Origin of the sequence: Chryseobacterium shigense, assembly GCF_900156575.1 — a bacterium.
Classification (GTDB): domain Bacteria; phylum Bacteroidota; class Bacteroidia; order Flavobacteriales; family Weeksellaceae; genus Chryseobacterium; species Chryseobacterium shigense.
Genome location: NZ_FTNY01000004.1, coordinates 515,097 through 539,724, shown reverse-complemented (window position 1 = coordinate 539,724; position 24,628 = coordinate 515,097). Strand labels below are relative to the sequence as shown.

The 24,628-nt window shown below is 34.6% G+C and carries 23 protein-coding genes and 1 pseudogene; 4 read left to right on the top strand and 20 right to left on the bottom strand.

All coding sequences use genetic code 11. The features are described 5' to 3' along the window. Positions 1-71: 71 nt before the first annotated feature. The 10 genes from BW964_RS15945 to BW964_RS15900 all read right to left on the bottom strand — a co-directional run bounded on the left by BW964_RS15945 (position 72) and on the right by BW964_RS15900 (position 8,985). Positions 72-1,034 (bottom strand): Kelch repeat-containing protein, encoded by a 963-nt coding sequence (locus BW964_RS15945; protein WP_076508639.1) that lies wholly within the window; start codon positions 1,032-1,034, stop codon positions 72-74. A gap of 118 nt (positions 1,035-1,152) precedes the next feature. Beyond that, the gene (locus BW964_RS15940) at positions 1,153-1,806 is read right to left on the bottom strand and encodes a DUF4919 domain-containing protein (protein ID WP_076508637.1); all 654 of its coding nucleotides are present in this window, start codon (positions 1,804-1,806) and stop codon (positions 1,153-1,155) included. Between the two features lie 265 nt (positions 1,807-2,071). Then, positions 2,072-2,734: a hypothetical protein gene (locus BW964_RS15935; protein WP_076508635.1), complete on the bottom strand. Its 663-nt coding sequence runs from the start codon at positions 2,732-2,734 to the stop codon at positions 2,072-2,074. Between the two features lie 326 nt (positions 2,735-3,060). Next, positions 3,061-4,017 (bottom strand): hypothetical protein, encoded by a 957-nt coding sequence (locus BW964_RS15930; RefSeq protein WP_076508634.1) that lies wholly within the window; start codon positions 4,015-4,017, stop codon positions 3,061-3,063. 89 nt (positions 4,018-4,106) lie between these two features. Beyond that, a complete protein-coding gene (locus BW964_RS15925; protein ID WP_123912038.1) occupies positions 4,107-4,772 on the bottom strand; it encodes a hypothetical protein in 666 nt (221 codons plus the stop codon). An 83-nt stretch (positions 4,773-4,855) separates the two neighbouring features. Beyond that, on the bottom strand, positions 4,856-5,755 hold the full coding sequence (locus tag BW964_RS15920) for an alpha/beta hydrolase family protein (protein WP_076508630.1): 900 nt from the start codon (positions 5,753-5,755) through the stop codon (positions 4,856-4,858). A 106-nt stretch (positions 5,756-5,861) separates the two neighbouring features. After that, a complete protein-coding gene (locus tag BW964_RS22900; protein WP_394333905.1) occupies positions 5,862-6,074 on the bottom strand; it encodes a DUF5694 domain-containing protein in 213 nt (70 codons plus the stop codon). Positions 6,075-6,113: 39 nt separating this feature from the next. After that, positions 6,114-6,938 carry a hypothetical protein gene (locus BW964_RS15915; protein WP_076508628.1) on the bottom strand — a complete coding sequence of 275 codons (825 nt, stop codon included), beginning with the start codon at positions 6,936-6,938 and terminating at the stop codon, positions 6,114-6,116. 275 nt (positions 6,939-7,213) lie between these two features. Further along, positions 7,214-8,236 carry a hypothetical protein gene (locus tag BW964_RS15910; RefSeq protein ID WP_123912039.1) on the bottom strand — a complete coding sequence of 341 codons (1,023 nt, stop codon included), beginning with the start codon at positions 8,234-8,236 and terminating at the stop codon, positions 7,214-7,216. A gap of 224 nt (positions 8,237-8,460) precedes the next feature. Further along, positions 8,461-8,985 (bottom strand): hypothetical protein, encoded by a 525-nt coding sequence (locus BW964_RS15900; protein WP_076508622.1) that lies wholly within the window; start codon positions 8,983-8,985, stop codon positions 8,461-8,463. Between the two features lie 713 nt (positions 8,986-9,698). Between BW964_RS15900 and BW964_RS15895 the strand changes: the two genes are divergently transcribed. Beyond that, positions 9,699-9,956, top strand: coding sequence for a hypothetical protein (locus BW964_RS15895; RefSeq protein ID WP_076508620.1), 258 nt, complete (start codon positions 9,699-9,701; stop codon positions 9,954-9,956). 119 nt (positions 9,957-10,075) lie between these two features. Here BW964_RS15895 and BW964_RS15890 read toward each other — a convergent pair whose 3' ends face one another. The 8 genes and pseudogenes from BW964_RS15890 to BW964_RS15850 all read right to left on the bottom strand — a co-directional run bounded on the left by BW964_RS15890 (position 10,076) and on the right by BW964_RS15850 (position 16,614). Further along, a complete protein-coding gene (locus tag BW964_RS15890) occupies positions 10,076-10,858 on the bottom strand; it encodes a hypothetical protein (protein ID WP_076508618.1) in 783 nt (260 codons plus the stop codon). Positions 10,859-11,078: 220 nt separating this feature from the next. Continuing rightward, positions 11,079-11,273 (bottom strand): annotated as a pseudogene (gene groEL / locus BW964_RS22400) (chaperonin GroEL); the annotation flags it as partial. A gap of 106 nt (positions 11,274-11,379) precedes the next feature. After that, a complete protein-coding gene (locus tag BW964_RS15880; protein WP_076508616.1) occupies positions 11,380-12,162 on the bottom strand; it encodes a restriction endonuclease in 783 nt (260 codons plus the stop codon). A 147-nt stretch (positions 12,163-12,309) separates the two neighbouring features. Then, positions 12,310-13,935 (bottom strand): chaperonin GroEL, encoded by a 1,626-nt coding sequence (groL, locus tag BW964_RS15875; protein WP_076508614.1) that lies wholly within the window; start codon positions 13,933-13,935, stop codon positions 12,310-12,312. A 71-nt stretch (positions 13,936-14,006) separates the two neighbouring features. Continuing rightward, positions 14,007-14,363, bottom strand: a complete 357-nt coding sequence (locus BW964_RS15870) for a four helix bundle protein (protein WP_076508612.1) — start codon at positions 14,361-14,363, stop codon at positions 14,007-14,009. Positions 14,364-14,414: 51 nt separating this feature from the next. Further along, positions 14,415-14,693 (bottom strand): co-chaperone GroES, encoded by a 279-nt coding sequence (locus tag BW964_RS15865; protein ID WP_034723531.1) that lies wholly within the window; start codon positions 14,691-14,693, stop codon positions 14,415-14,417. Between the two features lie 569 nt (positions 14,694-15,262). After that, the gene (locus tag BW964_RS15855) at positions 15,263-15,982 is read right to left on the bottom strand and encodes a DUF3108 domain-containing protein (RefSeq protein WP_076508608.1); all 720 of its coding nucleotides are present in this window, start codon (positions 15,980-15,982) and stop codon (positions 15,263-15,265) included. A gap of 146 nt (positions 15,983-16,128) precedes the next feature. Beyond that, positions 16,129-16,614, bottom strand: a complete 486-nt coding sequence (locus BW964_RS15850) for a cation:dicarboxylate symporter family transporter (protein WP_076508606.1) — start codon at positions 16,612-16,614, stop codon at positions 16,129-16,131. Between the two features lie 21 nt (positions 16,615-16,635). Between BW964_RS15850 and BW964_RS15845 the strand changes: the two genes are divergently transcribed. Beyond that, on the top strand, positions 16,636-16,932 hold the full coding sequence (locus BW964_RS15845) for a LytR/AlgR family response regulator transcription factor (protein ID WP_084175929.1): 297 nt from the start codon (positions 16,636-16,638) through the stop codon (positions 16,930-16,932). Positions 16,933-17,088: 156 nt separating this feature from the next. Here BW964_RS15845 and BW964_RS15840 read toward each other — a convergent pair whose 3' ends face one another. Next, positions 17,089-19,479 (bottom strand): M1 family metallopeptidase, encoded by a 2,391-nt coding sequence (locus tag BW964_RS15840; RefSeq protein ID WP_076508604.1) that lies wholly within the window; start codon positions 19,477-19,479, stop codon positions 17,089-17,091. Positions 19,480-19,546: 67 nt separating this feature from the next. After that, the gene (locus tag BW964_RS15835) at positions 19,547-20,125 is read right to left on the bottom strand and encodes a HupE/UreJ family protein (protein ID WP_076508602.1); all 579 of its coding nucleotides are present in this window, start codon (positions 20,123-20,125) and stop codon (positions 19,547-19,549) included. 215 nt (positions 20,126-20,340) lie between these two features. Here BW964_RS15835 and BW964_RS15830 point away from each other — a divergent pair, with 215 nt between their 5' ends. Both BW964_RS15830 and BW964_RS15825 read left to right on the top strand, forming a co-directional pair. Beyond that, positions 20,341-23,580, top strand: a complete 3,240-nt coding sequence (locus BW964_RS15830) for a S8/S53 family peptidase (protein ID WP_076508600.1) — start codon at positions 20,341-20,343, stop codon at positions 23,578-23,580. A gap of 87 nt (positions 23,581-23,667) precedes the next feature. Continuing rightward, on the top strand, positions 23,668-24,183 hold the full coding sequence (locus BW964_RS15825; protein WP_076508598.1) for a DUF6702 family protein: 516 nt from the start codon (positions 23,668-23,670) through the stop codon (positions 24,181-24,183). Positions 24,184-24,628 lie beyond the last annotated feature (445 nt).

Sequence of the window (24,628 nt, the reverse complement as noted above, 5' to 3'; positions counted from 1 at the left end):
GCATCCTTAATCAGCTAGCTGAAATATGAATTACTTTTCCGGTTTGTGGATATTTTTCAATCTTCAAGATTTTAGAGTCGATTTTTCTTCTCCGGAACGGGTTTGGCTGCATTGGCAGAAAGCACACTTTCGTTAATATCTGCCACTTGGATGCTTTTAATCGCTGAACTGGTGAGGGACGTTGTACTTCCGCCGATGATGTATAATTTATTGTTGTATACTTCCGCTGTAGCGTGTCTTCTGGGAATCATATTGGATGACAGCTGATGTACTTTATTGGTTGTCGTATCAAAATAGGCCAGGAAAGATTGATGATTAAAGCCGCCTGCAATAAAGATCTTAGTACCGGATACGGCTAATGCGTGCCCGGATATACCGACAGGCATCGTATATTGATTGGTCCAGCGATTGGTATTGAGGTCGTAAACATTGATCAGACGGGATGGAGTTCCGTTAAAACCACCAATTACATACAGTTTATCATCAACAATTTTGCCTTTTGCTTCTCTGGCTGTGGGCATATTGGGTAATGGGTTCCATGTATCGGAAGCAATATCATAGTACTGGAATTTATTGGAAAATACAGTGGTGGCAGCTCCATTGAGTCCGCTGCCGCCAAATACATAGATTCTGCCATTATGGATTGCAGAACCTGAATTTCCTGTGTAGGAATGATTAACAGCCCCCTGCGTTATTGTATTGGTTGCAAGGTCTACAATTTCAAGATGGCTGTTTCCCCAACCGTTAAAAATATAAATTTTATTATTGTAAGTCTCCGAATTAGCAAATTTTTTGGGAAGCAGGGTAGAATTGAGAATACTCCAACGGTTATCGGGAATACTATATTTCTCCACATACTTTGCATCACTTGCTTTTTCCTGATACCCATTGCTCACATAGATTTGATCATTCACGATTACACTGGCTACGGCACCTCTGCCTGCAGACATGTTGGCAAGATTTTTAAATTGAAGTGTTTGTGCGTGGGCTGATAATGAAGTCAGGAATGAAAGGAGTAGGGCATATAATTTCATAAGTCAACTGGTTTTTTATTTTTTACAAAAGGCAGGAATAAGGTTTACCCTATTTGCTGTTTGTTCACACACAAATGCTTTACTTTGCGGTTTTCAGTGATGGTTTTTGTAGGAGCTTTTAAAAAAAATATCCGCCAACTAATTTTACGAATACCTCCCGGTCTCCGATTTTATAAATGGTTAGAATGCTTCCGTCCGGGAGCTGCTTCATTTTTTGACTAAATTCCGCTCTTGGTCCTGAGGTTGCTAGTTTTTCAAGTTGCTGTAAAACTTCTCCAGGTGCTAAAACACAAATTGCTGTTTCTTCACTTTTACCATCTCCGCTTTTTTCTGTTGTTTGAATGATCAGATCCTTTTGTTGAGAACATAATTCTATTTTTTGATGGTCATCAAGCGCACTGTAAATATTCATCATATCATCCAGTAAATTGGTATTGAGAGGATTGATAGCATATTTGGATTCCGCTTCAGCAAGCATTTTTTCTGCTTTACTCTTTGACAGTCTTTTTTGAGCAGCCTTCCAGAATGTGCCGGATTCACGGTTGTAATTCCCAATGGTATACTCAATTTTTACGAACTTACTTCCGTAATACAATTGGTTCATTTGCTCCTGGGTCAATTCAGATGGTTTTACTTTGAATATATCCAGAAGCTTATCAAAATTTTCCTGTGGATTTTCAGTGACATTCTTTTTAATCTGATCAGTATTGATCTGTGCATAGAATACCTGAAAAATTAAAACTAAGAGACCTGAAATAATATATTTTTTCATTGTTTTTTATTTGAATTCGAAAATTGATTGTTTAACCTTATATTTTATCAATACAGTACGGTATAAGTTTTAGTCTTCTACCCTCGGCAACGCACCTATCTTTTCGTGTGGTTTAAGTATTGTAAATTAAATATACTGATCATATAATCCAAAAGCCAAAGCCGATAAAGTGTGGTAACTAGGGGATAAAATGGCGGAGGTTGCCCAATCTGAGCAAATGTAATATTTTCTTGCATTTTTAGCAATACAATGTTATCTGCACTATTTATTTTTCTATACCTTTTAAAGGTTGATACTTTTCAATTTTTTTTAAATCAATTTTCTTTTCTGGAATTAGTTTATATGCCTCAAATTCCAAACCTTCATTATTTTGCTTAAAATAATTAATTTCAATACAACTTGAGTCTATAGATAGTTGTGAATTTGCTTCATTAAAAATTAATGAATCATTTTCTTTCTTAAAAATTAAATTTCCATTCTTTTCGTAGAAATCGATGAATCTAAATTCAGATAAAGCTAATGTCGAATTTAGGGTATAAACTAAATTTTTAATATTGATTCCTTTGTAATTTTGAATTTCCGTTCGAATAGGTTGTTTTTGTAATGAGCGGTCAAGATCGGATATTGTTTTGATTGTTAAATTACCATTATCCCACTTTATTTGAAAGGGTCGAGAATTCGGAACTCTAAAGAAATCAGAATTATAGAAATCAGGCTTTTCTTTATATTTAACAATTTGTAAGGCATTTACAGATGAACCAAATGCCATTCCGCTATCAATAGTATATAAATAAACATCATATTTCTTATTTGTTGAAGATAATTTTTGAATATTTGAAATTTGATCTTTATCATATTTAGAGCAATTACTAAATAAAAAAATAAATATTAGAAAACAGAAAACTCTTTTATTGGACAACTTTTTCATAGCATTTCTTCCAGCGTTTCAACTTGACGATGTGCCGTAAATCGAAGCCAAAACTTTAGGTTAAATTACAAACTTTAACCGAAGTGGAAAAATATATTAACTCCGCTGCGCAAAGTCTCCCGACTTTGAGCACTTATTTTCATTCATCATAATTATTATATTTCCAAAATTCATTTTTCTTAGTAGGATCTATGAGCCTTACTGTACAAATAAAGTCACCCTCTAAAGATTGACTTTATTATATTGCTAGCTCAAAGTCGGGAGACTTTGCGCAGCTGGAAATAAGTATATTTGCAATCTTGCCAAACGCCTGTTGTGCGATGTTTTTATTTTTCCAATGTTTCTATCAGCCAATTCAGGCAAACTTCGGAATCCATAATTGACCAGGAATGTGGATTTTTCGTTCCGTCTAATCGAACTCCTTTTCCTTGACTAACGATTACTCTAGCGTTTTCATTTCCCATTATTTTTAATTGGTTTATCATTGAGATGATATCAATTCCATTCCAATCATATAAGTCACGATGTCTTTCATTAATTAACCAATCTGTATCCAAATCAGTAAACATTAAAAGAGGCATTTTTTTTAAATATTTGGCGTTTCCGCCATCTTTTGCTCCATAAGAATAAATAGAATTTTCCAGATATTTTTCTGGAAATTTATCCGGAGATCCTCCATAAATACTGTCCCAATTATTCTTTATCCATTTTGCTTCATCTACTGCAGGTTGATAAATATTTCTTTCGATTTCTCTTTCGCAATATTTATAAAATCTTGCTTGGTCTAAAGGGGCGTCTAATGCAAAAACTCCTTTTGGTATTAGAAAAAACTTTTCGGGATTTTTAGTTGCCTTTTCAGCGTAAGTTAAAGAAATCATTGCGCCACTTGAAAGGCCGCCGATTATAAATTTATCTTTCGGTATTTTATGCTTTGCGACAATTTCAGTGAAAATTTTATCAAGTAATTTGAATTCTGCTTCTCGATCCTCTGTTCCCCAATTGATTGATGGAACAATGACCATAATTCCTTTTTCAACTGCTATTTTTGGCAGAGTTATTTGTTTTAATGTATTTTCAACGAGTTCTCCACCAGAAGGAATAATAACTAAAACACCTTTAATCCTATTTTTTGGTACATATTTATAATAAAATAATTCTGTAGAATTTTCATCATTAATGTACAGTTCGGAATCATCTGTTTTTGAAACAGATAATTTTTCAAATTCTTGTGCTTTACAAGATAAAAGATTAAAAATTAGGGCAAAAATTAATATGTTTTTCATTTTTCGGTCAAAATATCTTGCAACATTCCAATTTATGTATTGCGATAATATAAAATATATATAATTGTGCTAATGTTGTTTTGGTTTTTTTATTGATTGATAAAGGGAAGTTTAAAAATTTTCACATTATTTAAACCGCCATTTTCAAAATATTCAGTTTGTACAACAAAGTATGTGGGGGAATTTTCAATTACTCTGAAAGTCAGTGATTTATTTTTGAGATAGGTTTCATCATAATTACTGTTAGTTTCCAGCAAATTTAATTTGTATGTACACTTATCAGTCCATTCAATTTTATTAATTGAATAAACATTGTTTTTTCTTGTTTCGATAACTTCATTTTTTGTAAATGTCAGGTACGATTTTTCTTTTTTTTGCAGCGTTTCATAATAGTAGATTCCTGTTTTAATATCGTCACAATTAGAGATGCTTTCTTGCTTTTCGCGGACAAATTCTTTTTTTCTGTATTCTAAAAAGCTTTTACAATTATTCAGCAAAAGACCTTCAATAGATATGTAATAATCTTCAATGTCTTTTGTGTGAGTATTCTGAGGGTCATTCAATTTTTTAGTGATCTCAGCATAATTGGTTTCAAAACTTTTTTGGGTACACTCCTGTAGCTTTTTTTCGGGATCTTTTAAATTTTCTGCATTTCCTAAACAGGTACAAATTTCGTCTGATATTTTTTTCTCCAAATTTTGAGAAAACAAACTCATTGAGCTAATTAACAATATAAAGTGTAGTATTCTTTTCATCATGATAAAATTACAGTTAACCTCTAAATTTACACATTAAGTCAATATAAAATAGGTACGATTCCGTTACTATGTTTTGGGTTTTATTTTGAAGCTTTATATTTTTTACTCTTCAATGCTTTCTGTTGTATCCATCGTACAGCTGTATCAAAAGGAGCCGTCTCATTGCTGGAAGAAGTATTATGCCCCAGTTTAGCAAAAGAAGCATATTCGAAAGGTTTTCCCTGTGCTTTAAGGGTGTTCAATTGTTCTATACACAACTGTACCGGAATCTGGATGTCTTTTTCACCAAAAAGCCAAAGCCCGGGAATTGAAAGGGTATTCAGATAGGTTTTTGGGTCAGTGGCTGCAAATTGGTAATTGTCCGGATCATTTCTGGTATGTTCAATGGCATCTGCTTCTGTATGATTTTCCCAAAAACTATTGTTTCCATTGGTATAAAACTGAAATCGAAGTTGTTCCAGAGTAGTAATGGTAGGCCCGCTAAATAAAACCATAAATTTAATTTGCGGGTTTTTGCTTGCCGCCATGGGGATGATCCATCCCGCCTGGCTAAAACCGACTAATCCAATGGGTGTTTTTTTATCTTTCAGATAGGTCTGAAACGTTTCTGCAGCTGCATTGGCATCCTGAGCCAATAAGGTAAGATTAGCAGTGTCAATATTATTGGTGCCCACCGAAGGTCCTACATAGATACCACCGGATTCTCCAACGCCGCGTTTGTCGTAGGTGAATACAGCAATGCCTTCTTTGGCAAGACGTTTTGCGAATTCCATTTCTCTTTTTACCGGATCAGATCCGTGAACAATCACTACTGCTGCAAACGGTTTTTTAGGTTGTAAAATAGAGCCTGCGAGAGTGATCCCCTGACTTTCAAACTTTACATCCTGAATGGTAAAGTCGGCCGATTGTGAAGATACCATTTCTGGTAAAGCTATTAATAACAGCCAAATAAAGACGCTAGAAAGAAAGTTGATTTTCATGGGTTATAGTTATCTATCAAATATAATAAAAAAACCGCTCTATTTTTATAGAGCGGTTAGTATAGTAAATTATCTCGGTCGCTGACCGTTAGCTGTTGGTAGCCGTTTATTTCAGTACGCTATTTACTTCAACCACTTCAAAGTCGTCATTATTTTGCAGCAGATGTTTTAAGATAGGAATACGCCCTTGTCCAAATATGAGGATAACGTATTTGTCTTTTGCATCTATTGGCGTTATTATATTAGAATAAATCGCTAAATTTCTCAAATACCAATCAGAAACGGATTCTGCTTCAATATAATTGTCTCCAGCACCAATTTTTGCAAATACTATGTTATCTGTAGTTTCTTTTAAAAGTTAATAAATTGATTTATACTCATTTCTGAATGGAATTGCTTTCCATTTTTTATTTTTATATTGATAGACTTTATATTTAGTATCTTTAAATTCTCCTGATGTATCTAGATTATATTTGATTCTAATAATAACAATTTTATCTTTTATATTTTCAAAAGAAATAAATATACATCCGTAATTTTCTGCTTTTCCCTGAATTTTTCTTAAGATTAATTCTCCTTTTTCTCCTTTGTTAGAAAAGTAATAAAATGGTAAGATATCTTCAATTTTACTTCCATTTGAGTTTTTATATTTTTCAACAAATAATCCTTTAGATTCATTCTTGGTTTTTAGTATGATATCTTTAGAATTATCATAATAATACGGTTTAATTTTTTCTTCAAAAGTCTCATAAGGTTTATCGTCAGTTATAAAACTATCGACATAACCCAAATAAGGAATCAAATTAACATTGTATTTGTTTACGATATATTTTATTGTTTTTTCTGTCCAAAAATGAGTTTGGTTAAACGCGGGACATACAGTCTTGTAAGCGCAAAAATGAATAGTGTAAAAATCATCAGCAATAAAATGATTACAATAGCCACTATAATAGAAAATTATATTTTTACTTTTTAAGTTTTTAAACTCTATATCTTTAATGATTTTCTTATTGAGCTTTGAATAGTCTAAATTATTAAAATTTGTAATTAACTCATTACTCAATTTCATTTTATTATCATATTCAGTGGTCGCTAAAGAATCTCTAATTCTCGCTCTATTAATGTCTTGACATTTAAAATTATATAAAAATACCAATAAAAATATTAGTAATATTTTATTCATTCTTTCATTTTTTCTTTTAAAATATTTTCAATTTCTAAAAATAAAAATATTTGATATCATGCATTGTAGAACCTTTTTTGTCTAAAATAAGTTGTTGTGAAATGAATTTTTTATTATCCCAATCTGTAATAAAAGTCCTTATTTTATCTATATCCGTAATGGTTTTTTCACTACTATCACTATTTATAATATTGAATTTTTTTGGTCAATTAATATTGTTTTTTTTCATTATAAACATTTTACATAATATTCTAACTTGGCAGCTTATCATTTTATTAACGTTCATAGTAATTAACAATTTTTTTTGTATTGAATGGAATAAAATAATAGTTGTTTTTAGTTTTAGCAATAATTCCATTATCAGAAATCCAATCAAATTCGTGTGTTAAGGTTGAATAGTCTTTAAATAATATGTTAAATCCCTTTTGATTTTTATAAATTCCAAACCTTTTGTCAAATTCGTCTTGCGGAAAAAAATTAGAACACAAATACTTGCTTTTTAATAGAGTAAATCCATAGTAATACCATAATTTACCTTTCTTTAAAGCGATAATTTGTGATGTATTAATTTCAGCATAATTGTCATACCGAATTGGTATAATTACCTTTCCCGTATTATAATTAATTGCACCAAATAAATTATTCTTTTTAACAATATAACCATATGAATTCAATGCTTTTATAAAATCATAACTTACTTTTTCTCCGTTATCTAAAATTAAAGAATATTTTCCGTTAGTTAATTTTTCAATTACCGGAGGTGGAACAGATTCAGCACATATATTTGGTTTAATATATTCGTTTACAATTTTACTTTCATATAAGTCGTAAAGAAATATTTGTTGCGAGTTATTTTCGAATTTAAGAAATCTAATAACAGATTTATGAGGATGATTTGTTTCTAATATCTTTTGTAATACTCCTTCTTTAAACTTAAAATCTCCTTTCCTATCAATAATATTATATGAATTTGAGTTTTCATCAAAAATTAAAGCAGAATTTCCTACAAAAGGATAGGCTTCTTTGAATTTTTTATTAAATAAAGTGTCTTTTGTTTTTATATTTAAATAGACAAAATTTGATTTTCGGTATGTTGGATATATTGAATCTTTATTATAGTCCATTGTCAATTTTAATAATAAATCTTCGTCAAAAGGAAGCTTTGATTGGCTATAAGAAAAACCAAAATTCAGAAGTAATAATAATAAAAAGTAATATTTTAACCCCATTTGTTTTGAAATTACAGATAACGTTTTCGGGCTTTGCGATGGCTGGCATTTCGAAGCTGAAACTTTCAACTAAAATACAAATTTCTACCAAAGCGCAAAACGTGAATTTTAGACTTTTCGCCCGCTATTGCCAAACCCTTGTTATCTGCTGATTCTTTAATTCCATTCTTTATTAGAATAATTATAGAAATATTTAGAGTATAAAACAAAAAAACCGCCCTATAAAATAGAGCGGTTAGTATATTAAATGGTCTTATCAATAATATGGCACATTATTTCGGGAGACTTCGTCTTTATTTTTTTCCTCTTCTTTCAAGAATGAGGTATGCTGCATCCAGCATTTTGGTCAGGTGAATGTATGGGCTTATTATATTCCTTTCCGGTAGATTGTTGTAGATTCCCAGGGAGAAATAGACCATTCCGGAAATAAAATAATCAAATTCCTTGATGCTGTATTCTCTGAATGCTTTTTTAAATACCAACAGAGGGTTTTGGTATTCTTTCTCTGAAAGCAAGCCAAGAACCAACGGAGAAACATCTTCCAACTGGGTAGTTGTGGTCCTTTTCTTTTCCTGAAACTTTATGAGGTAACCTGCACGGATGAATGACCGCATCGCCTGCTGAAAATGAAGGATAATGGACGGATGTTCTTTTATCCAGCTATTTCTTTTTACCGCATAACTTATAATGTCGTTTAGCAGCTCTTTGGATGCTGTCAAGTCATTGAGCTTAAAATGGTTTTCCATTAGCGGTATGCCGCAATATTTCTTCCGGTCTTTACCAAGCCGGGAATGAAGGTCTTTTCTGTTTTTTTTCATGAGTGTGTATTTTTTTTAACAGTGATTTTCAGAATAATTAATTGGATGTAATTTTTTTTCTTAACCATTAAGAGCTTTTAAGTTGTTAAGAATCATTAAGATCATAGCTGAAGCTATGTTTTTAGCGGGGTACTTCAACCATCTTTGATGGATCTTAACTTATCTTATTCTCTTTATGTTCCTTAATGGTTATAAGTTTTTTATCATGTTTTTATTGCACAATTTTACTGGCCGTAAAGGAGGAAGTCCGCCTGAACTTCCTGCCTATACAAGCCCAATGAATATGATAGGATTTGTGTTTTTCTAAAAGCCCTAAAGCCGCAATGGATTGTACACTCCATTGTACCGTATCATGATACTTTATGTTGTAAAGCAGGCTTAGAAAAAGATGATTGTAGAAAGCAGAACGGCATGAAAATAAAAACGGCATGGGACTCTACAATATCCGTCATAGAGGTACTGGTATACCGTGCAACAGATAAGAGAGCCCACGCCTAGGTCGTGAGCTTCATACTTATCATCTTGTTGCTTTAAAAATTACCAGTTTTCTATGACAAGACTCTAAGCAATAGCTTCTATATTTCGTTGAAGTATCGCAAAATTACATCTTCGGATGTAATGTATAGCAAATATAATAAAAATATTTTATCATTACCGAATTCGGTAATGATAATTTATACTAATTATTACAATTTGCACTAAACAGTGCGATTATGAACGAGTTTAAGACTGATGAAATCAAAAGAATGGTCTCAGAAAAAATAAAAGAAATAAAAGGTGAAACTCCATATTCTAAGGTTTCTGAAAGATGTAATGTTACTGCTGCAAGAATTAGTGATGTTGCTAATAACAAGATCGACTGCCAACTCAGTACTTTCATTGAAATTGCAACCGGACTGAGAATACATCCTAAGGAATTATTTGAAATTGTTTTTGATTTTGAAGAATATTATTCTGAATTAGATAAATAAACCAAGCTCCGAAGTCTGAAGACTTCGGAGCTTGGTTTATTTTACAGTACAAAATCGGAGACTTGCATAACGAAAGGATTCAAACAAGCATTTTGCCAATACAATGTTAGCTGTAGCTTTTATTTTACAGCAGCTTTCATTTTATTCGAAATTTTTTGTTCAAGTATATTCATATCTTGTAAGAATTCATTTAAATATGATTTTGTTACAACATATATTATTGTCGAAGTAGGATTATCATTATAATGAAAATTCACCATTAATTTCGAGAATGGAACTTCTTGTAATTGAGATTTTCCATCTTCAATTGTTAATTCATATAAATCATCATTGATAAGCAGAACAGGAAGATATAGCCAATGTCTAAAATATTTTGTGCTCATTTCATCAAATAATTCTATATGATTTCTAAATTCATCCTCGCAATACCAACATAATTTATTTAAACTTGTATATAATTCGTCTGGATGGGTTGCCATAATTTCGTTGTTCCCTTTTTTTACAAATGAACAATATTGAGTAAATAATGGAAAATTAGTATACTGTAAATCATTCCAATATCCCTCTAATAAATCATATTCAATATTCTGAGGAACTGTTATGATTTCCTTTATAATTTCTTCAGGTGTATTAGGGTTAAATTGTAATTCTGTTAATAGAACAAGGGGAAAAGAATTATTTTTAAGTTCGAAAAAATATCGGATTTTTGTAGAAATTCCTATTTCGGTATTGTCATAAGTTTCAGCAACAATATCAATTTCTCTATTTTTTAAAGTTAAAGGATCTTTAAATACAACATTTGAATCCACAAAATATCCAGAATTTGATAAATGTTTAACGATTTCTGACTCAAATAAATAACCTGATTTTGAAATTGCTTCTAAAATTTCTTTTTCTGTCATATTGCTATAAAATTAGGGCTAACAACCAAATTTACAAATTACGCAAATATCATACATACACAATTACGCTAACGTTGTTTTGGCTTTAGCTATATATTTGTTAATCATTAAATATAAAATATAAATATACTATTTCCTTACGAGAAACCATAATACAAACAAAAAACCGCCCTATAAAAATAGAACGGGTAGTATATTAAATTGTCTCAGCGACACGCTGTTACATCATTCCTGGCATTCCACCACCCATTGGCATAGCTGGCTCGTCTTTTTTCACTTCAGTGGTCACACATTCAGTGGTTAAAAGCATTCCGGAAACAGAAGCTGCGTTTTCAAGGGCAACTCTTGTTACTTTGGTAGGGTCTATGATACCTGCTTCAAGCATGTTTACATACCCAATAGTTCTAGCGTTGTATTAGACGCCTTTGTTTGCTTTTATTACTTTGTGATTTTGTTTTAAACACCTTGTTAGTTAAAGTTCATTGATTTACGATTTATTTTAGAGTGACAAATGGGAAGTTTTATGCAAATGGTATTTTACTAAATATTTTTTCACCATAATAATATTGCTTTTCTAATTCATCAAGTGTAATTTCAAAAGCACGAAATTCCGTGTCATTTTTGCAATTATTATCCTTCATACAGATTACTACCCTTGCCTTCATAAAATTCATTGTAATAATGAAGGATCTTAATGCATACTGTGTTAATCCTCTAACAGCATATTTACTACTACTTTTATTCAAAACACTTAACATTGATTCAGCATGACGCTTTGAAAAATATATTGGAACATGTATGAATGGCTTGTCTGTCCCATAATATGTTCCTGTAACTTTACCTTGTTCATTTATTTCCATAATTACCCAAAAAGGCTCTCCAATATAAGAAGCTTCTGGTAATGCTACTGTTTTTAATCTATCAGCGAGCATTTGAGGAAAAGTAGGTAATGAGTTTTGATCCATTAAAATTAATCCATGTTTTTCACCAAACTCCTTTGCGCCCGATTGGAATCCATTTCTAGATATTAATATTCCAAGAATGTTTCTAAAATCATTTAATTTTCCGACAAAATCCAATACATCTTTTTTATCTATAGGTCTTTTGGTATTTTTACATTCAATAGCGACTTTGTGTATAAAACCAGATTTATCAAATTCATAGTAAAGGTCAAATTCATGTTTAATGCCCGACAAGCCAGTTAATTTAATTCTTTCTTTTATATCAATATTTTCATCTTTGATATTTATAATATGACTGAATATATATTTAATATATTCTTCAAATTCAAAACCTAAATTCATTTTTAATATTTATAAACTGTTATAAATTATGATTTTTTTAATTGATGGTTAAAAATAGGATAAATAGAAATATTTAGAGTATAAAACAAAAAAACCGCCCTATAAAATAGAGCGGTTAGTATATTAAATTGTCTCAGCGACACGGTACTACATCATTCCCGGCATTCCACCTCCCATTGGCATAGCAGGTTCAGCGCTCTTCACTTCAGTGATGACACACTCAGTAGTAAGAAGCATTCCAGAAACAGAAGCTGCATTTTCAAGGGCAACTCTTGTTACTTTCGTAGGGTCAATGATTCCTGCTTCAAGCATGTTTACATACTCGTCAGTTTTAGCATTGTATCCGAAGTCTCCTGTACCTTCTGCTACTTTAGCAACGATTACAGAACCCTCACCACCTGCGTTAGCAACGATTTGTCTTAATGGCTCTTCGATCGCTCTTTTCACGATTTTGATCCCTGTAGTTTCATCAGAATTGATTCCTGTAAGGTTTTCTAAAGCTGAGATAGCTCTTACTAAAGCAACACCACCTCCTGCTACGATACCTTCTTCAACGGCTGCTCTTGTAGCGTGAAGGGCATCATCTACTCTGTCTTTTTTCTCCTTCATTTCAACTTCAGAAGCTGCACCTACGTAAAGTACGGCAACACCACCAGCTAATTTAGCCAATCTCTCCTGTAGTTTTTCTCTGTCGTAGTCAGAAGTCGTAGTTTCCATCTGCGCTTTGATCTGAGCTACTCTTCCTTTGATTTTAGCTTCTTCACCACCACCGTTTACGATCGTCGTGTTATCTTTATCGATGGTAACTTTCTCAGCAGTTCCCAACATATCTAAAGAGATGTTTTCCATAGTGAAACCTTGCTCTTCAGAAATCACCTGTCCACCTGTTAAGATCGCGATATCTTCCAACATTGCTTTTCTTCTGTCTCCGAATCCTGGAGCTTTAACCGCAGCAATTTTAAGAGAACCTCTTAGTTTGTTAACTACTAAAGTAGCTAAAGCTTCACCTTCCACTTCTTCAGAAATAATTAATAGAGATTTTCCGCTTTGTGCGATAGGCTCAAGAACCGGAAGTAATTCTTTCATAGAAGAGATTTTCTTCTCTACTAAAAGGATATAAGGATTTTCTACTTCAGCTACCATTTTTTCAGGGTTCGTCACGAAGTAAGGAGACTGGTATCCTCTGTCGAACTGCATCCCTTCTACAACATCTACCGTTGTATCGATACCTTTAGCTTCTTCTACAGTGATTACCCCTTCTTTACCTACTTTTCCGAAAGCTTCAGCGATCAAAGATCCGATGGTTTCGTCGTTGTTAGCAGAAACGGAAGCTACCTGCTTCACCATTTCTTTAGAATCTCCAACTTCTTTAGACTGAGCTTTAAGACTTGCAACAACTGCTGTTACTGCTTTGTCGATACCTCTTTTTAAGTCCATTGGGTTAGCACCGGCAGCTACATTCTTAAGACCTTCTCTTACGATAGCCTGTGCCAATACAGTAGCGGTAGTAGTACCATCTCCTGCGATATCATTGGTTTTGGATGCAACTTCTTTTACCATTTGCGCACCCATATTTTCTACTCTGTCTTCAAGTTCGATTTCTTTTGCTACAGAAACACCGTCCTTCGTTACGTGAGGTGCACCGAAAGATTTCTCAATCACTACGTTTCTACCTTTTGGTCCCAACGTTACTTTTACTGCATTAGCTAATGCATCAACCCCTCTTTTTAAAGCGTCTCTTGATTCAATATCGAATTTTATTTCTTTTGCCATTTTATTTAAGCTTTTGGCGACTGGCTTTTAGCTATTAGCTTTAACCTAGTCGCAAGTTTATGTTTGATTTTTTAATTTACCTTTAGCCTGTTCCATAATGTGACAAGCTTCTTTTTTAAAGTTGTTAATTCATCTAAAAAAATCTGATAATCATCTTCATTAATATATCGTAAATCTTTAGCAAGAATTAATTGGTTTTCAGCTTCATTAGACGATCCTAAAGCAATATTGATAAAATTAGCAAATTCTTTATCTGAATTTCTACCGCTTCCTTCTGAAATATTATATCCAATTGAAGCAAACGATCTTCTGATCTGAGAGGTAAGTCCAAAAACTTCTTCTTTAGGAAAATTTCTGGTTGAAGCATAAATTTTTAAAGTCAACTGATGACTTAATTGCCAAACTTCAAATTTTTTAAAATCCCTCATATACTAATTTATATGCAGAAACGCCATTAGCCAAAAGCCAATAGCTAGAAGCTATCCAATTACTCCAAGTAAATCTCCTTCCTTAACGATTAAGAAATCTTTTCCGTCTAATTTTAATTCAGAACCTGAATATTTTCCATAAAGAACTTTGTCACCTACCTGAACAGTTGTAGGCTCATCTTTTTTACCTGGACCTACTGCTACTACAGTACCTTCCTGCGGCTTTTCCTTCGCAGTGTCCGGAATAATAATACCTGAAGCTGTTTTAGTTTCTGCAGCGATAGGCTCGATAAGAACTCTGTCTGCTAATGGTTTAAAGTTTACTGACATAATATATTTTATTTTTTAATTAATTCTCCATTATAATTCTCTAAATGTATGCCATGTGGCCCTGATGGATGAAATGGCAGAATTTTAATTTCGAGTGTGAAAATTTGGCAGAAAAATGGAAAAGAGAAAGCCGGAAGATTCCGGCTTTTGTATTGAACTCTGATGATTCATTGAATTATGGGCAGTGTTGTCCCGGCCCGATCCATAAAGTACATTTTCCCAGGTCGTCGCGTTCACAACAAACTGTTTTTGCTGCGCCTCCCATGATGGATTTTTGGGCGTCTCTGCTTAATGATTTAGCATTTTTCATAAGTAATATTTTGTGTATTGTACGTGCCTGAACATTTACTGTCAATCAGGAATTTGACGATTTGATGTGATAGTGTAACTCAAAGATAAAGAAAATTATAATCCGATATTACACTTTGTGTAGATTTATTACTGAATTTTGTGTTTTGATTGTCAGTGTTTTAAATGCTGTTATTTGAGATGGAGGTAGCCTATGTTTTAGATGGTCACAATAGATTGAAATGAAAAAGTTTACCAGTGCGGTAAACTTTATGCCTTCATTATTGAATGGCTTCCATTGTCATTTTTCTTCCATTCATCTCTATATCCTGTTTCAGAATCTTTCTGGTTTCGGGGTCAATATAATACGTAACGATGGTTTTTTTATCTCCGATATCGTCAGTAGTTTTTACAGCCCAGACTTTTTTACCCTGATGATCTGTTTTCTTTACTTCTGATACATAGGCTTTCATCATTCCTTTTTTGGCATCCGGATTATAATCGAAAATGGAAAGGTCTGCGGTATAATTCTCCTTTAAAGGTAAGAATCTGATCAGCATCGGGTAGCTGCTGCTCTCAAAATAATCTGTTGCAGGAATTTCTATCAGATCTTTTTTCCGGGAATTTTTGTCCAGATAATATCCGCTAACTTTATTTTTTTCAGATTTCAGAACAATGTCCCTGCCCGTATTAAAAGATGAATGATAGACGGGTTCGAAACTGGCAGTTTTTACGATGGTGGAATCGGTCCACTTGGCATCCGGAGCCTGTTTCATTTTTACTGTGGTTTTGATGAGCAGATCCGTTTTGTTTAATTTTTTAAGTTCCGTCATAATGCTGCCGATCTCTATTTTTTTGCCTGCATTTTCAGCGTACCATACTGATTCTGATGTTTCATCTTTGATCAGTTTAGAATCAATAGTGCTGTTGCCTGGAGTGAGCAGTTTTTGTGAAAATAAATTGGCGCTGCTTACTAATAAAAGGATAAGAAATGTTCTCATGATTTTTTATTAATAAGTATTTGTGATTTTCTAAAAGTTACAGGTAATGAGTTATAAGTGATGAATGATGAGTGATGTGGAGGAATTTACTTACTGAAAATGGCTATTAACGTTTCTGGATATTAACCTTATCCTTATCCTTAACCTTATCCTAAAGTTTCATGACTTATATCCGGGTTCTTATTCTTTTGATTGATCTTCGAGATCACCGCCCCGGAAACTGCAATGCTGATGAAGTTGGTCACAGATCTCGCTTCATTCATAAAACGATCTACACTGTAAAGAAGGGCAATATCCGTTAAAGGAATTTTTCCAAACCGGTTCAGCGTAAAAATAAGGGCAAGAAATCCTGATCCGGGAACGCCTGAGGCCGTTTTTGAAGTCACGGAAATAATCACGAAAAGCCAGAGGTAATCACTGACCGTTAATGAAATATTATAAAACTGAATGAGAAAGCAACAGGTCACAGCAATATAAATGCATGCTCCGGAAAGATTGAAATTATAGCCTAAAGGAATGACAAATCTTAAAATCTTTCTGCTGTAGCCTTCCGATTCCATTTTTTCAAAGATCAGCGGAAATGCTGTTTTGGAAGAAGAAGTGGTAATGACCAGAATAATTCTACAGAACATCAAAAGAAAGAAGACTTTATCATGTTTAAATCCAATTACGTGATGCATAAAGTTCTTCTGGATGAGGTACGTTGGGTGCAGGGATTCGGGGAGTATATTATCTTGGTGACTCCTCTTAAAAAATATATGATTCTTGAACGGATGTCCAATTTTGAAGAAAAATTTCAGAATCTGGGATTTATAAGAATTCACAAATCATATATTGTTTTGTCTTCCCACATCAGTTCCTATGATGCGGCTCATGTGTATCTTAAAGATGGAGAGAAGCTTCCGCTTGGGAGAACGTATAAAAATTCTTTAAAGGCTTATTTAAATTAAAATCTACGTTTGGAAATCTCCCGTAGATCATACGGATCACATATTTTTTTTGATTTTAATATTTAAAATTTAATAGGAGAAGTCTTTACCCAAATCATTAAATATTGTGTTATAAGAAAAAAGGTTGTCTCAAATATGAAACAACCTTTTCCCGTTTTATGATTTTTTTCCGGCAGCCTGCATCGGATTGACCTTTCCGTTGGCTCCTCCTCTTACAGGACCTGCTCCCTGTTTCTGTTTAAACAATTGGAATTTGGAGACCTGCGTATCTGTACCGGTACTGTTCCATACATTGTTGGACGTATCGATATCAGCGGTTTCTCTCATCGGGTCAAGTTGTATCGACTTGATTTTTTTGTCAAAATAATACGTCTTGGAAACTTTTTGTTCATTCTGTCTCCATATCTGTGCAGAGGACTTGTCATACAGTTTAGTTCCGTCTTCAAATGTGAATTCAAGGATGATCGGCATTACCAGTCCGCCTTTATTAACAAAATCAATCTGGTAACCTGTAAGATTTTTAAATTTCTCCTGATCCTTGGCATCCAATGGAATACCTGCTTCTGTTTTTACAGTATATTCTTTTTCAGCATCCGGTTTCTCCTGACCCCTGTCATATCGGTAATAGAAATCCTGGAGATCTTTATCCTTATCTACATAGAATGTGATGCTCTTATCTTCTCTGTTTCTGATTTTTGAAATATCTTCAAAAGTATTCTGAAGTGGTTTTTCCACTTTATATTTTGTTTCTTTGGCTTCTTTTGGAGGGGTATTGAGATCCGGGACAGCAACCGTTACTTTATCGATCGCAATATCTACCGGATCTGTTCCGTAGAACCATCCTCTCCAGAACCAGTCCAGATCCTCACCACTCGCATCTTCCATTGTCCGGAAGAAATCGGCAGGTTCAGGATGTTTGAATGCCCATCTTTTGGCATACGTTTTAAAGGCCTTATCGAAGAGCTCTCTCCCCATGATCGTCTCACGAAGAATATTCAATCCTGTAGCCGGTTTTGAGTAAGCATTCGGGCCAAACTGAATAATGTTTTCAGAATTACTCATGATGGGCTCCAGCTGATCTTTCGGCAACTTCATATAATCTGTGATCGTCCATGCCGGACCTCTTTTTGATGGGAATTTATTATCCCATTTTTCTTCTGTAAGATACTCTGTGAATGTATTTAATCCCTCATCCATCCAGCTCCATTGTCTTTCATCAGAATTGACGATCATGGGAAAGAAATTATGTCCTACTTCATGGATCACGACTCCGATCATTCCGTTTTTGGTTCCCTCAGAATAAGTCCCGTCTTTCTCCGTTCTTCCGAAGTTGAAACAGATCATCGGATATTCCATTCCATTGGCCGCCTCTACAGACTGTGCCACAGGATAGGGATAAGGAATCGTGAATTCAGAATAAGTTTTGATGGTATGAGCAACTGCTTTTGTTGAATATTTCCTGTACAGACCATAAGCTTCTTTTGGATAGAAACTCATTGCCATTACTTTATTATTGTTTTCAGGAATCGTAACACGCATTCCATCCCAGACAAATTTTCTCGATGAGGTCCATGCAAAATCTCTGACCTCATTAGCTTCAAAATTCCATGTTTTTCTCTGTTTAGAATGGTTTTTCTCTGCCTTTTTCGCTTCCTCTAATGTTACGATCTCAATCGGTTCGGAAGCACTTTCCGCTTTTCTGTATCTGGACATCTGATCAGAAGTCAAAACCTGATCATAGTTTTTACATTCCCCAGTTCCTCCAATAATATGATCCGCCGGAACATTCATAGAAACCTTAAAATTCCCGAAAACCAAGGCGAACTCACCGCGTCCAGTGAACTGGTGGTTCTGCCATCCGTGGAAATCACTGTATACACACATTCTCGGATACCATTGCGTCATCGTGTAAAGATCATTTCCATCTTCAGCGAAGTTTTCGTAACCGCCACGGCCGCCCATTTTTATCCTGTTCGGGATATTATAGTTCCAGTCTACTTTGAAGACCAGTTTTTCTCCTTTCTTTAAAACTTTCGGAAGATCGATGCGCATCATCGTTTTGTTCACCGTATATTTCAGCGGATTTCCTGAAGCATCTGTTACTTTTTCAAGATTAACTCCATAGCCATTATCTTTTTCCGGAAGATCGGTAACCTTCAGTTGCTGATCATTAGAAGCCGCCGGAAGAGTAGAGGGAAATTGGAATCCTGCATTTTTTACGGTAGACTGTTCATTTTCATCCAGTTGAAGCCAGATATAATCCAGGTCGTCCGGAGAATTGTTATAATAGGTAATCGTTTCCGAACCTTTCAGATTTCTTTTGTCTTCGTCAAGGTAGGCTGTGATATCGTAGTCGGCTCTGTTCTGCCAGTATCCATGGCCTGGAGCCCCTGAAGCCGTTCTGTATATATTGGGAGTCGGGAGGATAGTCCCGAGCTGCTCGAATCTGTTTCCGTGGTTACTTCCAGGATTGTTCTGGATATTTTGTGCGGTGAAACCTGTATAGGCCAATACAGAAAATGAAAATAGGACTGCTTTTAATTTCATTACCGAAAAGATTTAATAATTATCAAAGATAATAATAAGTAGTTGAAAAATTGAAAATGTTTCAAGGTTAAAACGGAAGTCTTTCCAATGTCATTTTCAGAGCTAATGCAAAAACTCCCGATGATACAAAAAGAACCCAGTCTTTTTTATTCATCTTAAAAATTTTAAGCAAAATAAATAAAAGGATAAGAATAGCCAGTACGATGACCATCTGTCCAAGTTCCAGCCCTATATTAAATCCTAACAAAGGAATGGCAATACCCTGGCTTTTGGCAATCATGACTCTTGCTGTATTCGCGAAGCCCATTCCGTGAATAAGCCCGAAAATCAGGGCGAGATAATAATTGGCCCGCATCAGAATCTGCTTTTTATTCTTCATGAGAATATTGTCCAGAGAAGTCAGAACGATGGTGAGCGGAATCAGGAATTCTACCCAGGCAGAAGGAACTCTGAAAACATCAAGAATACTTAATGCGAGTGTAATAGAATGTCCGATAGTGAATGCGGTAACAAGGATAAGAATTTTCTTCCAGTCAGTATAAGAATAGACCGCGATCAGAGCCAGTACAAACAACTGGTGATCCAGTGCGTCAAGAGAAATAATATGTTCCCATCCAAGGTTTAAATAAAATAGAAAATCCTGCATTTTTAGTATGGTTTATAATTTTTTTATTTTTTAAATTTTATGTTTAAATTTTTATTTGTTAGTTAGTATAAATGTGATTTATTTTTAGTTTTTGCTAATATTTGAGTGAATTATTTATTTTTATCACGATCTTATTGTGAATGTTAATGGTGTTTTGTTGGATTTGTTTATAAAATAAAAATTGTATACTTGTAATGTTAAAAAAAACTTAAAATATGCAATTAAAAAAACTATTTCTTGCAAAAGTAAACATTCCGAATGGAGGAGCGAAGTTTCTCAGGAATGCTGCTGCTGCTTTTTTAGGACTGTATTCGTATGCTTTTTACGGACAAGTACAGAAACTGGATTCCAGATTTGATATTTTGTTGAAAAATAAAGATATACTGGCAAAAGGAAATGCGGTAAAAGATCTTGACCGCGATGACATGAAATTGGACAAGCATCTTGTAGTGACTTCTAAAGGGGCTCAAACCATGTATTCGTGCATTATCTATACAAAAACACCGGAAAAACTGAAAGCTGACGGATTTTTGGTTCAAAGCCAGCTCCCTAATTTTGCAACCGCACTGGTGACCATTGAAGATATTGAAAAGCTGATGAAACTTCCTTATGTGACTTCAGTAATGGCACCCGCTTTTGACGAGCTTCATAATGATGTGAGCAGAGCTCAATCCGGAGCAAGCCTCTTGCAGGATGGAGTTTTTAATAATACGGCCTATAACGGGACCGGAATTTTAGTGGGAGTTTATGATACAGGAATAGATTGGAAACATCCCGATTTCAGAAAAGCAGCCGACCAGACGAAAAGCCGAATTGTTTCCATCTGGGATCAGACATTAACTGCTCAGGCAGGTGAAATACCACCAGCAGGATTTGCAACGGGAGTAGAATATACAAGAGCTCAGATTGAAGATGAATTAGATGGAAGCCCTGCAGGTTTTGTCCGCGAAAATGACATCAACGGTCATGGAACCCACGTATCCGGAACAGCTGCAGGAAATGGGGCTGGTTTTGCAGATAAAAGACATAAAGGTTTTTCTTCCGAAGCAGATATCGTTTTTGTGAAAGGAGGAAATGGTTCTTTTCCTACTACCAATACAATCAACGCGCTGACCTACTTTCAGAATGTAGCTACCGCATTAAATAAACCCATCGTTGTTAATATGAGTATCGGAGGGCAGGGAAGCGCCCACGACGGCACCTCTTCTCATGAAGTAGCTGTTAACAGTTTTACAACGGCAGCCCCCGGAAGGGTAGTGGTGATTTCTGCAGGAAATGATTATGGAGCCAACCTTCACCGGAAAGTTGATATAGAACCTAGCGCTGCACAGTCTTATACCTTTACTGTAGGAAGTAATACTTCTGCGTCTTCGGTATTTGCATTTCTGATGTATGCCAATAATGATACTGCTGTTACTGCAAAACTGACAACACCCGATGGGCAGCAATATACCCAAAACGTAAGTACCAATACGGCACATAGCATATTGGGCGGAGGTTTTACGGCATCGATGTACAATTACTGGGGTACAGACAATAACAAACGTTATGTACAGTTGGTCATCAGTAGAAATGCAGGTTCTACAGTGAACTGCGCCGGAACCTATACTTTAGAAATCACGAATAACGGAACTCAGGCGATCACCACTCACGGGTGGTTATATAGCACGGGAACAGGCATTACTGCTGCCCTTCAAAATGGAGATAATGAATATGTTGTGGGAACTCCCGGTAATGCTTCTAACGCTATTACTGTAGCCTCATATATGGGAAGAGGAAGCTGGTATACTGCTGCAGGCGGATATTTAACACCCACTCCACAAGAATCTATTTCCTCATTCAGTGGACAGGGACCTAGGGTAGATGGTTTTCAAAAACCGGACATTACTGCTTCAGGTCAGAATGTTATTTCCTCCAGATCAGGAGATTCAGCTCCTGGAGCAACGGATATTATCAACGGGACCTCTTTATATGTGAAAAATCAGGGAACCAGTATGTCTTCGCCGGGAGTGGCAGGAGCGGTAGGATTGCTGCTTCAGGCTAATCCTACATTGACAGCAGCACAGGTGAAGAGCCGGCTTACCGCCAATGCAAGAAAAGACGGAGCTACAGGAAATATCCCGAATACACGATGGGGATACGGAAAATTGGATATTTATAAGGCTGTAACGGATGAACTGGGATGTGTAAAATCCAATTTTGAAACAGTCACTTATGATGAACCTTATATTCTGGTAAACGCAGAAAATAACAATTATTTTGATAATGCGGCGTTGGCCGTTCGATATACACCGACACTTACAGGGAAACTAGGAGGTTTTTCTTTCTCAACAGGAACATCCGCTATTCCAAGTGATATGGCTGTGGATATTCAAATAAGAAAAGTAAATGCCAATGGAGATCCGGGTGATATCATTGCTGCCAAAACAGTTTCTTCATGGGTGAACGATATTCAGAGGTTTACGTGGAACTATGTGGATTTGTCAGGATTAAATGTGCAGATGGTGACAGGAAAGGACTTTTATATTGTAATTAACGGACTGAGTGGAAGAATTTCTATGAAGAACGAATCCGTTTCAGCCAGCGGGCGCAGTAAAACTTCAACCAATGGAACCACCTGGACGGCGAGAACTTTTGATCTTAAAATGAGAGCAACGGTATATGAAAACATCGCTGAAGTGAAAAACCTGGCGACCTCAAATCTGAATAAAACAGCGACAGTATCCGGAGGATATAACTATTTTACCAATACCTGCCAGTTGATTGCCAGAGTGGAAAAAGAAACAGCGAGTACCGTTTCGGGGGATATCACTTCAAAAGTATGGGTTGATAATGCGCAGTCCAATTATGTTTCAAGGAGATATGAGATCAATCCTGCAACCGCTGCTGCTACTGCTACAGGGAAAGTTACTTTATATTTCAAGCAGGCAGATTTTGATGCGTACAACCTTACCAGCAGCGTGAAGTTGCCTATGTCTGCCACTGATAATGCAAACAAATCCAATCTTGTGATTGAAAAATATGCAGGAACCAGCGCTAGCAATACCGGTACCACAGCGTCTTTCGGAAGTTCAGCTACCATTATCAATCCTAATGTAAGTGATATTGTCTGGAATGAAACCTATCAGTATTGGGAAGTGAGTTTCCAGACTACAGGTTTTGGAGGATACTTTGCTAAAGCCAGCTCCAGCGTACTAGGAGCGGCAGAGGTTAAAATAAATGCAGAGGTTACGATTACGCCAAATCCGGCAAAAGATTACGTTAATGTCATTTTAGGAAAATATACCAAAGCATCAGTAACAATCTATGATGCCTCAGGAAAATTGATTAAAACAGCAAGTATTGATACTTCTGCCAATAGAATTAATGTTTCAGAATTGGTAAAAGGGGTATATGTATTTACCGTTGTATTGAATGATAATACCAAAGTTACCAAGAAAGTAGTGAAAGAATAATCACTGTTAAAACTTGTCAATAAAAGCCTTAAAAAGCAGCAGTTGCATAACTGCTGCTTTTTTTATATTTGTTTAAAAATAAATTCAATGCAGGGTACATTTCTTTTCGCCTTTCTTTTTACGATAGCTTCCTTTTTTCAGAGTTTTGCAAAAACCGACTATGTTCATCCTTATCATGTAGGTTCTGTAGAAATTAACTATAATGCCAAATCCAAATCTTTTGAAATTACCGGAAGGTTCTTTCTGGATGATCTGGAAAACGGATTAGGTAAAAAATACGGAAGCTCCTTTCATTTTAATGATGAAAAGTATAAAGCTAAGCTGAATGAGGCTTTGGAAAAATACTGTGCAGAATATTTTAAGCTAAAGGCTGAAGGCAGATTTTTGAAAGTAAATTATGTAGGTTATGAAGAAGACAGCGAATCCGTGAATATTTTTCTGGAATCAGAAACGGTTTCTTCCCCCAAAAAAATAGAGACTGCAGTAAGTTTTCTGTATAACCTTTTTGATGATCAGATCAATATTGTTCATCTGATTGTGAACGGACAAAGACAAAGCGAAAAACTTACTTATCCTAACCGTTATCTCTACCGCCAGTTTTAGTCTTTTTTTGTTGATTTTTTTTAAATTACAATTCCACTTTAGAATGAATATTAAATCACCGAATATTGATTAATAATTTTGAATTGTATTTGTTTTAAAATTATTTTTAATGAGTAATTCTTTGTTTAATGTCTTTTTTATTGATAATAATTCAAGAATAAATTATATTTAATTAATTAACATTATAATATTTGTTTTTTGTTTAAAAAAAATTATATTTGTGTAAGTGCAATTTTGAGTAATTAATTTTTGATTAATGATTTGTTAAAGAAAATTTTTCATGAAATTTAAGATTGATAAATAAAATTAAATAGAGATCAGACACTATCATGAAAAAGATAAAAACGATTGAGATGAAGAACGTTTTTTTAATTGATGATCTTCTTTACGATTAAGTAGGGATTAGTACATTGATTTTTAAAATATACTGACAACCAGTTAAAAA

Coding starts and splice junctions, on each gene's coding strand:
- BW964_RS15830 (WP_076508600.1), top strand. CDS start 20,341: ATGCAATTAAAAAAACTATTTCTTGCAAAAGTAAACATTCCGAATGGA.
- BW964_RS15945 (WP_076508639.1), bottom strand. CDS start 1,034: ATGAAATTATATGCCCTACTCCTTTCATTCCTGACTTCATTATCAGCC.
- BW964_RS15855 (WP_076508608.1), bottom strand. CDS start 15,982: ATGAGAACATTTCTTATCCTTTTATTAGTAAGCAGCGCCAATTTATTT.
- BW964_RS15850 (WP_076508606.1), bottom strand. CDS start 16,614: ATGTTCTGTAGAATTATTCTGGTCATTACCACTTCTTCTTCCAAAACA.
- BW964_RS15890 (WP_076508618.1), bottom strand. CDS start 10,858: ATGACAGAAAAAGAAATTTTAGAAGCAATTTCAAAATCAGGTTATTTA.
- BW964_RS15835 (WP_076508602.1), bottom strand. CDS start 20,125: ATGCAGGATTTTCTATTTTATTTAAACCTTGGATGGGAACATATTATT.
- BW964_RS15840 (WP_076508604.1), bottom strand. CDS start 19,479: ATGAAATTAAAAGCAGTCCTATTTTCATTTTCTGTATTGGCCTATACA.
- BW964_RS15845 (WP_084175929.1), top strand. CDS start 16,636: ATGTTTAAATCCAATTACGTGATGCATAAAGTTCTTCTGGATGAGGTA.
- BW964_RS15865 (WP_034723531.1), bottom strand. CDS start 14,693: ATGTCAGTAAACTTTAAACCATTAGCAGACAGAGTTCTTATCGAGCCT.
- BW964_RS15915 (WP_076508628.1), bottom strand. CDS start 6,938: ATGAATAAAATATTACTAATATTTTTATTGGTATTTTTATATAATTTT.
- BW964_RS15935 (WP_076508635.1), bottom strand. CDS start 2,734: ATGAAAAAGTTGTCCAATAAAAGAGTTTTCTGTTTTCTAATATTTATT.
- BW964_RS15895 (WP_076508620.1), top strand. CDS start 9,699: ATGAACGAGTTTAAGACTGATGAAATCAAAAGAATGGTCTCAGAAAAA.
- BW964_RS15930 (WP_076508634.1), bottom strand. CDS start 4,017: ATGAAAAACATATTAATTTTTGCCCTAATTTTTAATCTTTTATCTTGT.
- groL (WP_076508614.1), bottom strand. CDS start 13,935: ATGGCAAAAGAAATAAAATTCGATATTGAATCAAGAGACGCTTTAAAA.
- BW964_RS15925 (WP_123912038.1), bottom strand. CDS start 4,772: ATGAAAAGAATACTACACTTTATATTGTTAATTAGCTCAATGAGTTTG.
- BW964_RS15920 (WP_076508630.1), bottom strand. CDS start 5,755: ATGAAAATCAACTTTCTTTCTAGCGTCTTTATTTGGCTGTTATTAATA.
- BW964_RS15870 (WP_076508612.1), bottom strand. CDS start 14,363: ATGAGGGATTTTAAAAAATTTGAAGTTTGGCAATTAAGTCATCAGTTG.
- BW964_RS15880 (WP_076508616.1), bottom strand. CDS start 12,162: ATGAATTTAGGTTTTGAATTTGAAGAATATATTAAATATATATTCAGT.
- BW964_RS15900 (WP_076508622.1), bottom strand. CDS start 8,985: ATGAAAAAAAACAGAAAAGACCTTCATTCCCGGCTTGGTAAAGACCGG.
- BW964_RS15825 (WP_076508598.1), top strand. CDS start 23,668: ATGCAGGGTACATTTCTTTTCGCCTTTCTTTTTACGATAGCTTCCTTT.
- BW964_RS15940 (WP_076508637.1), bottom strand. CDS start 1,806: ATGAAAAAATATATTATTTCAGGTCTCTTAGTTTTAATTTTTCAGGTA.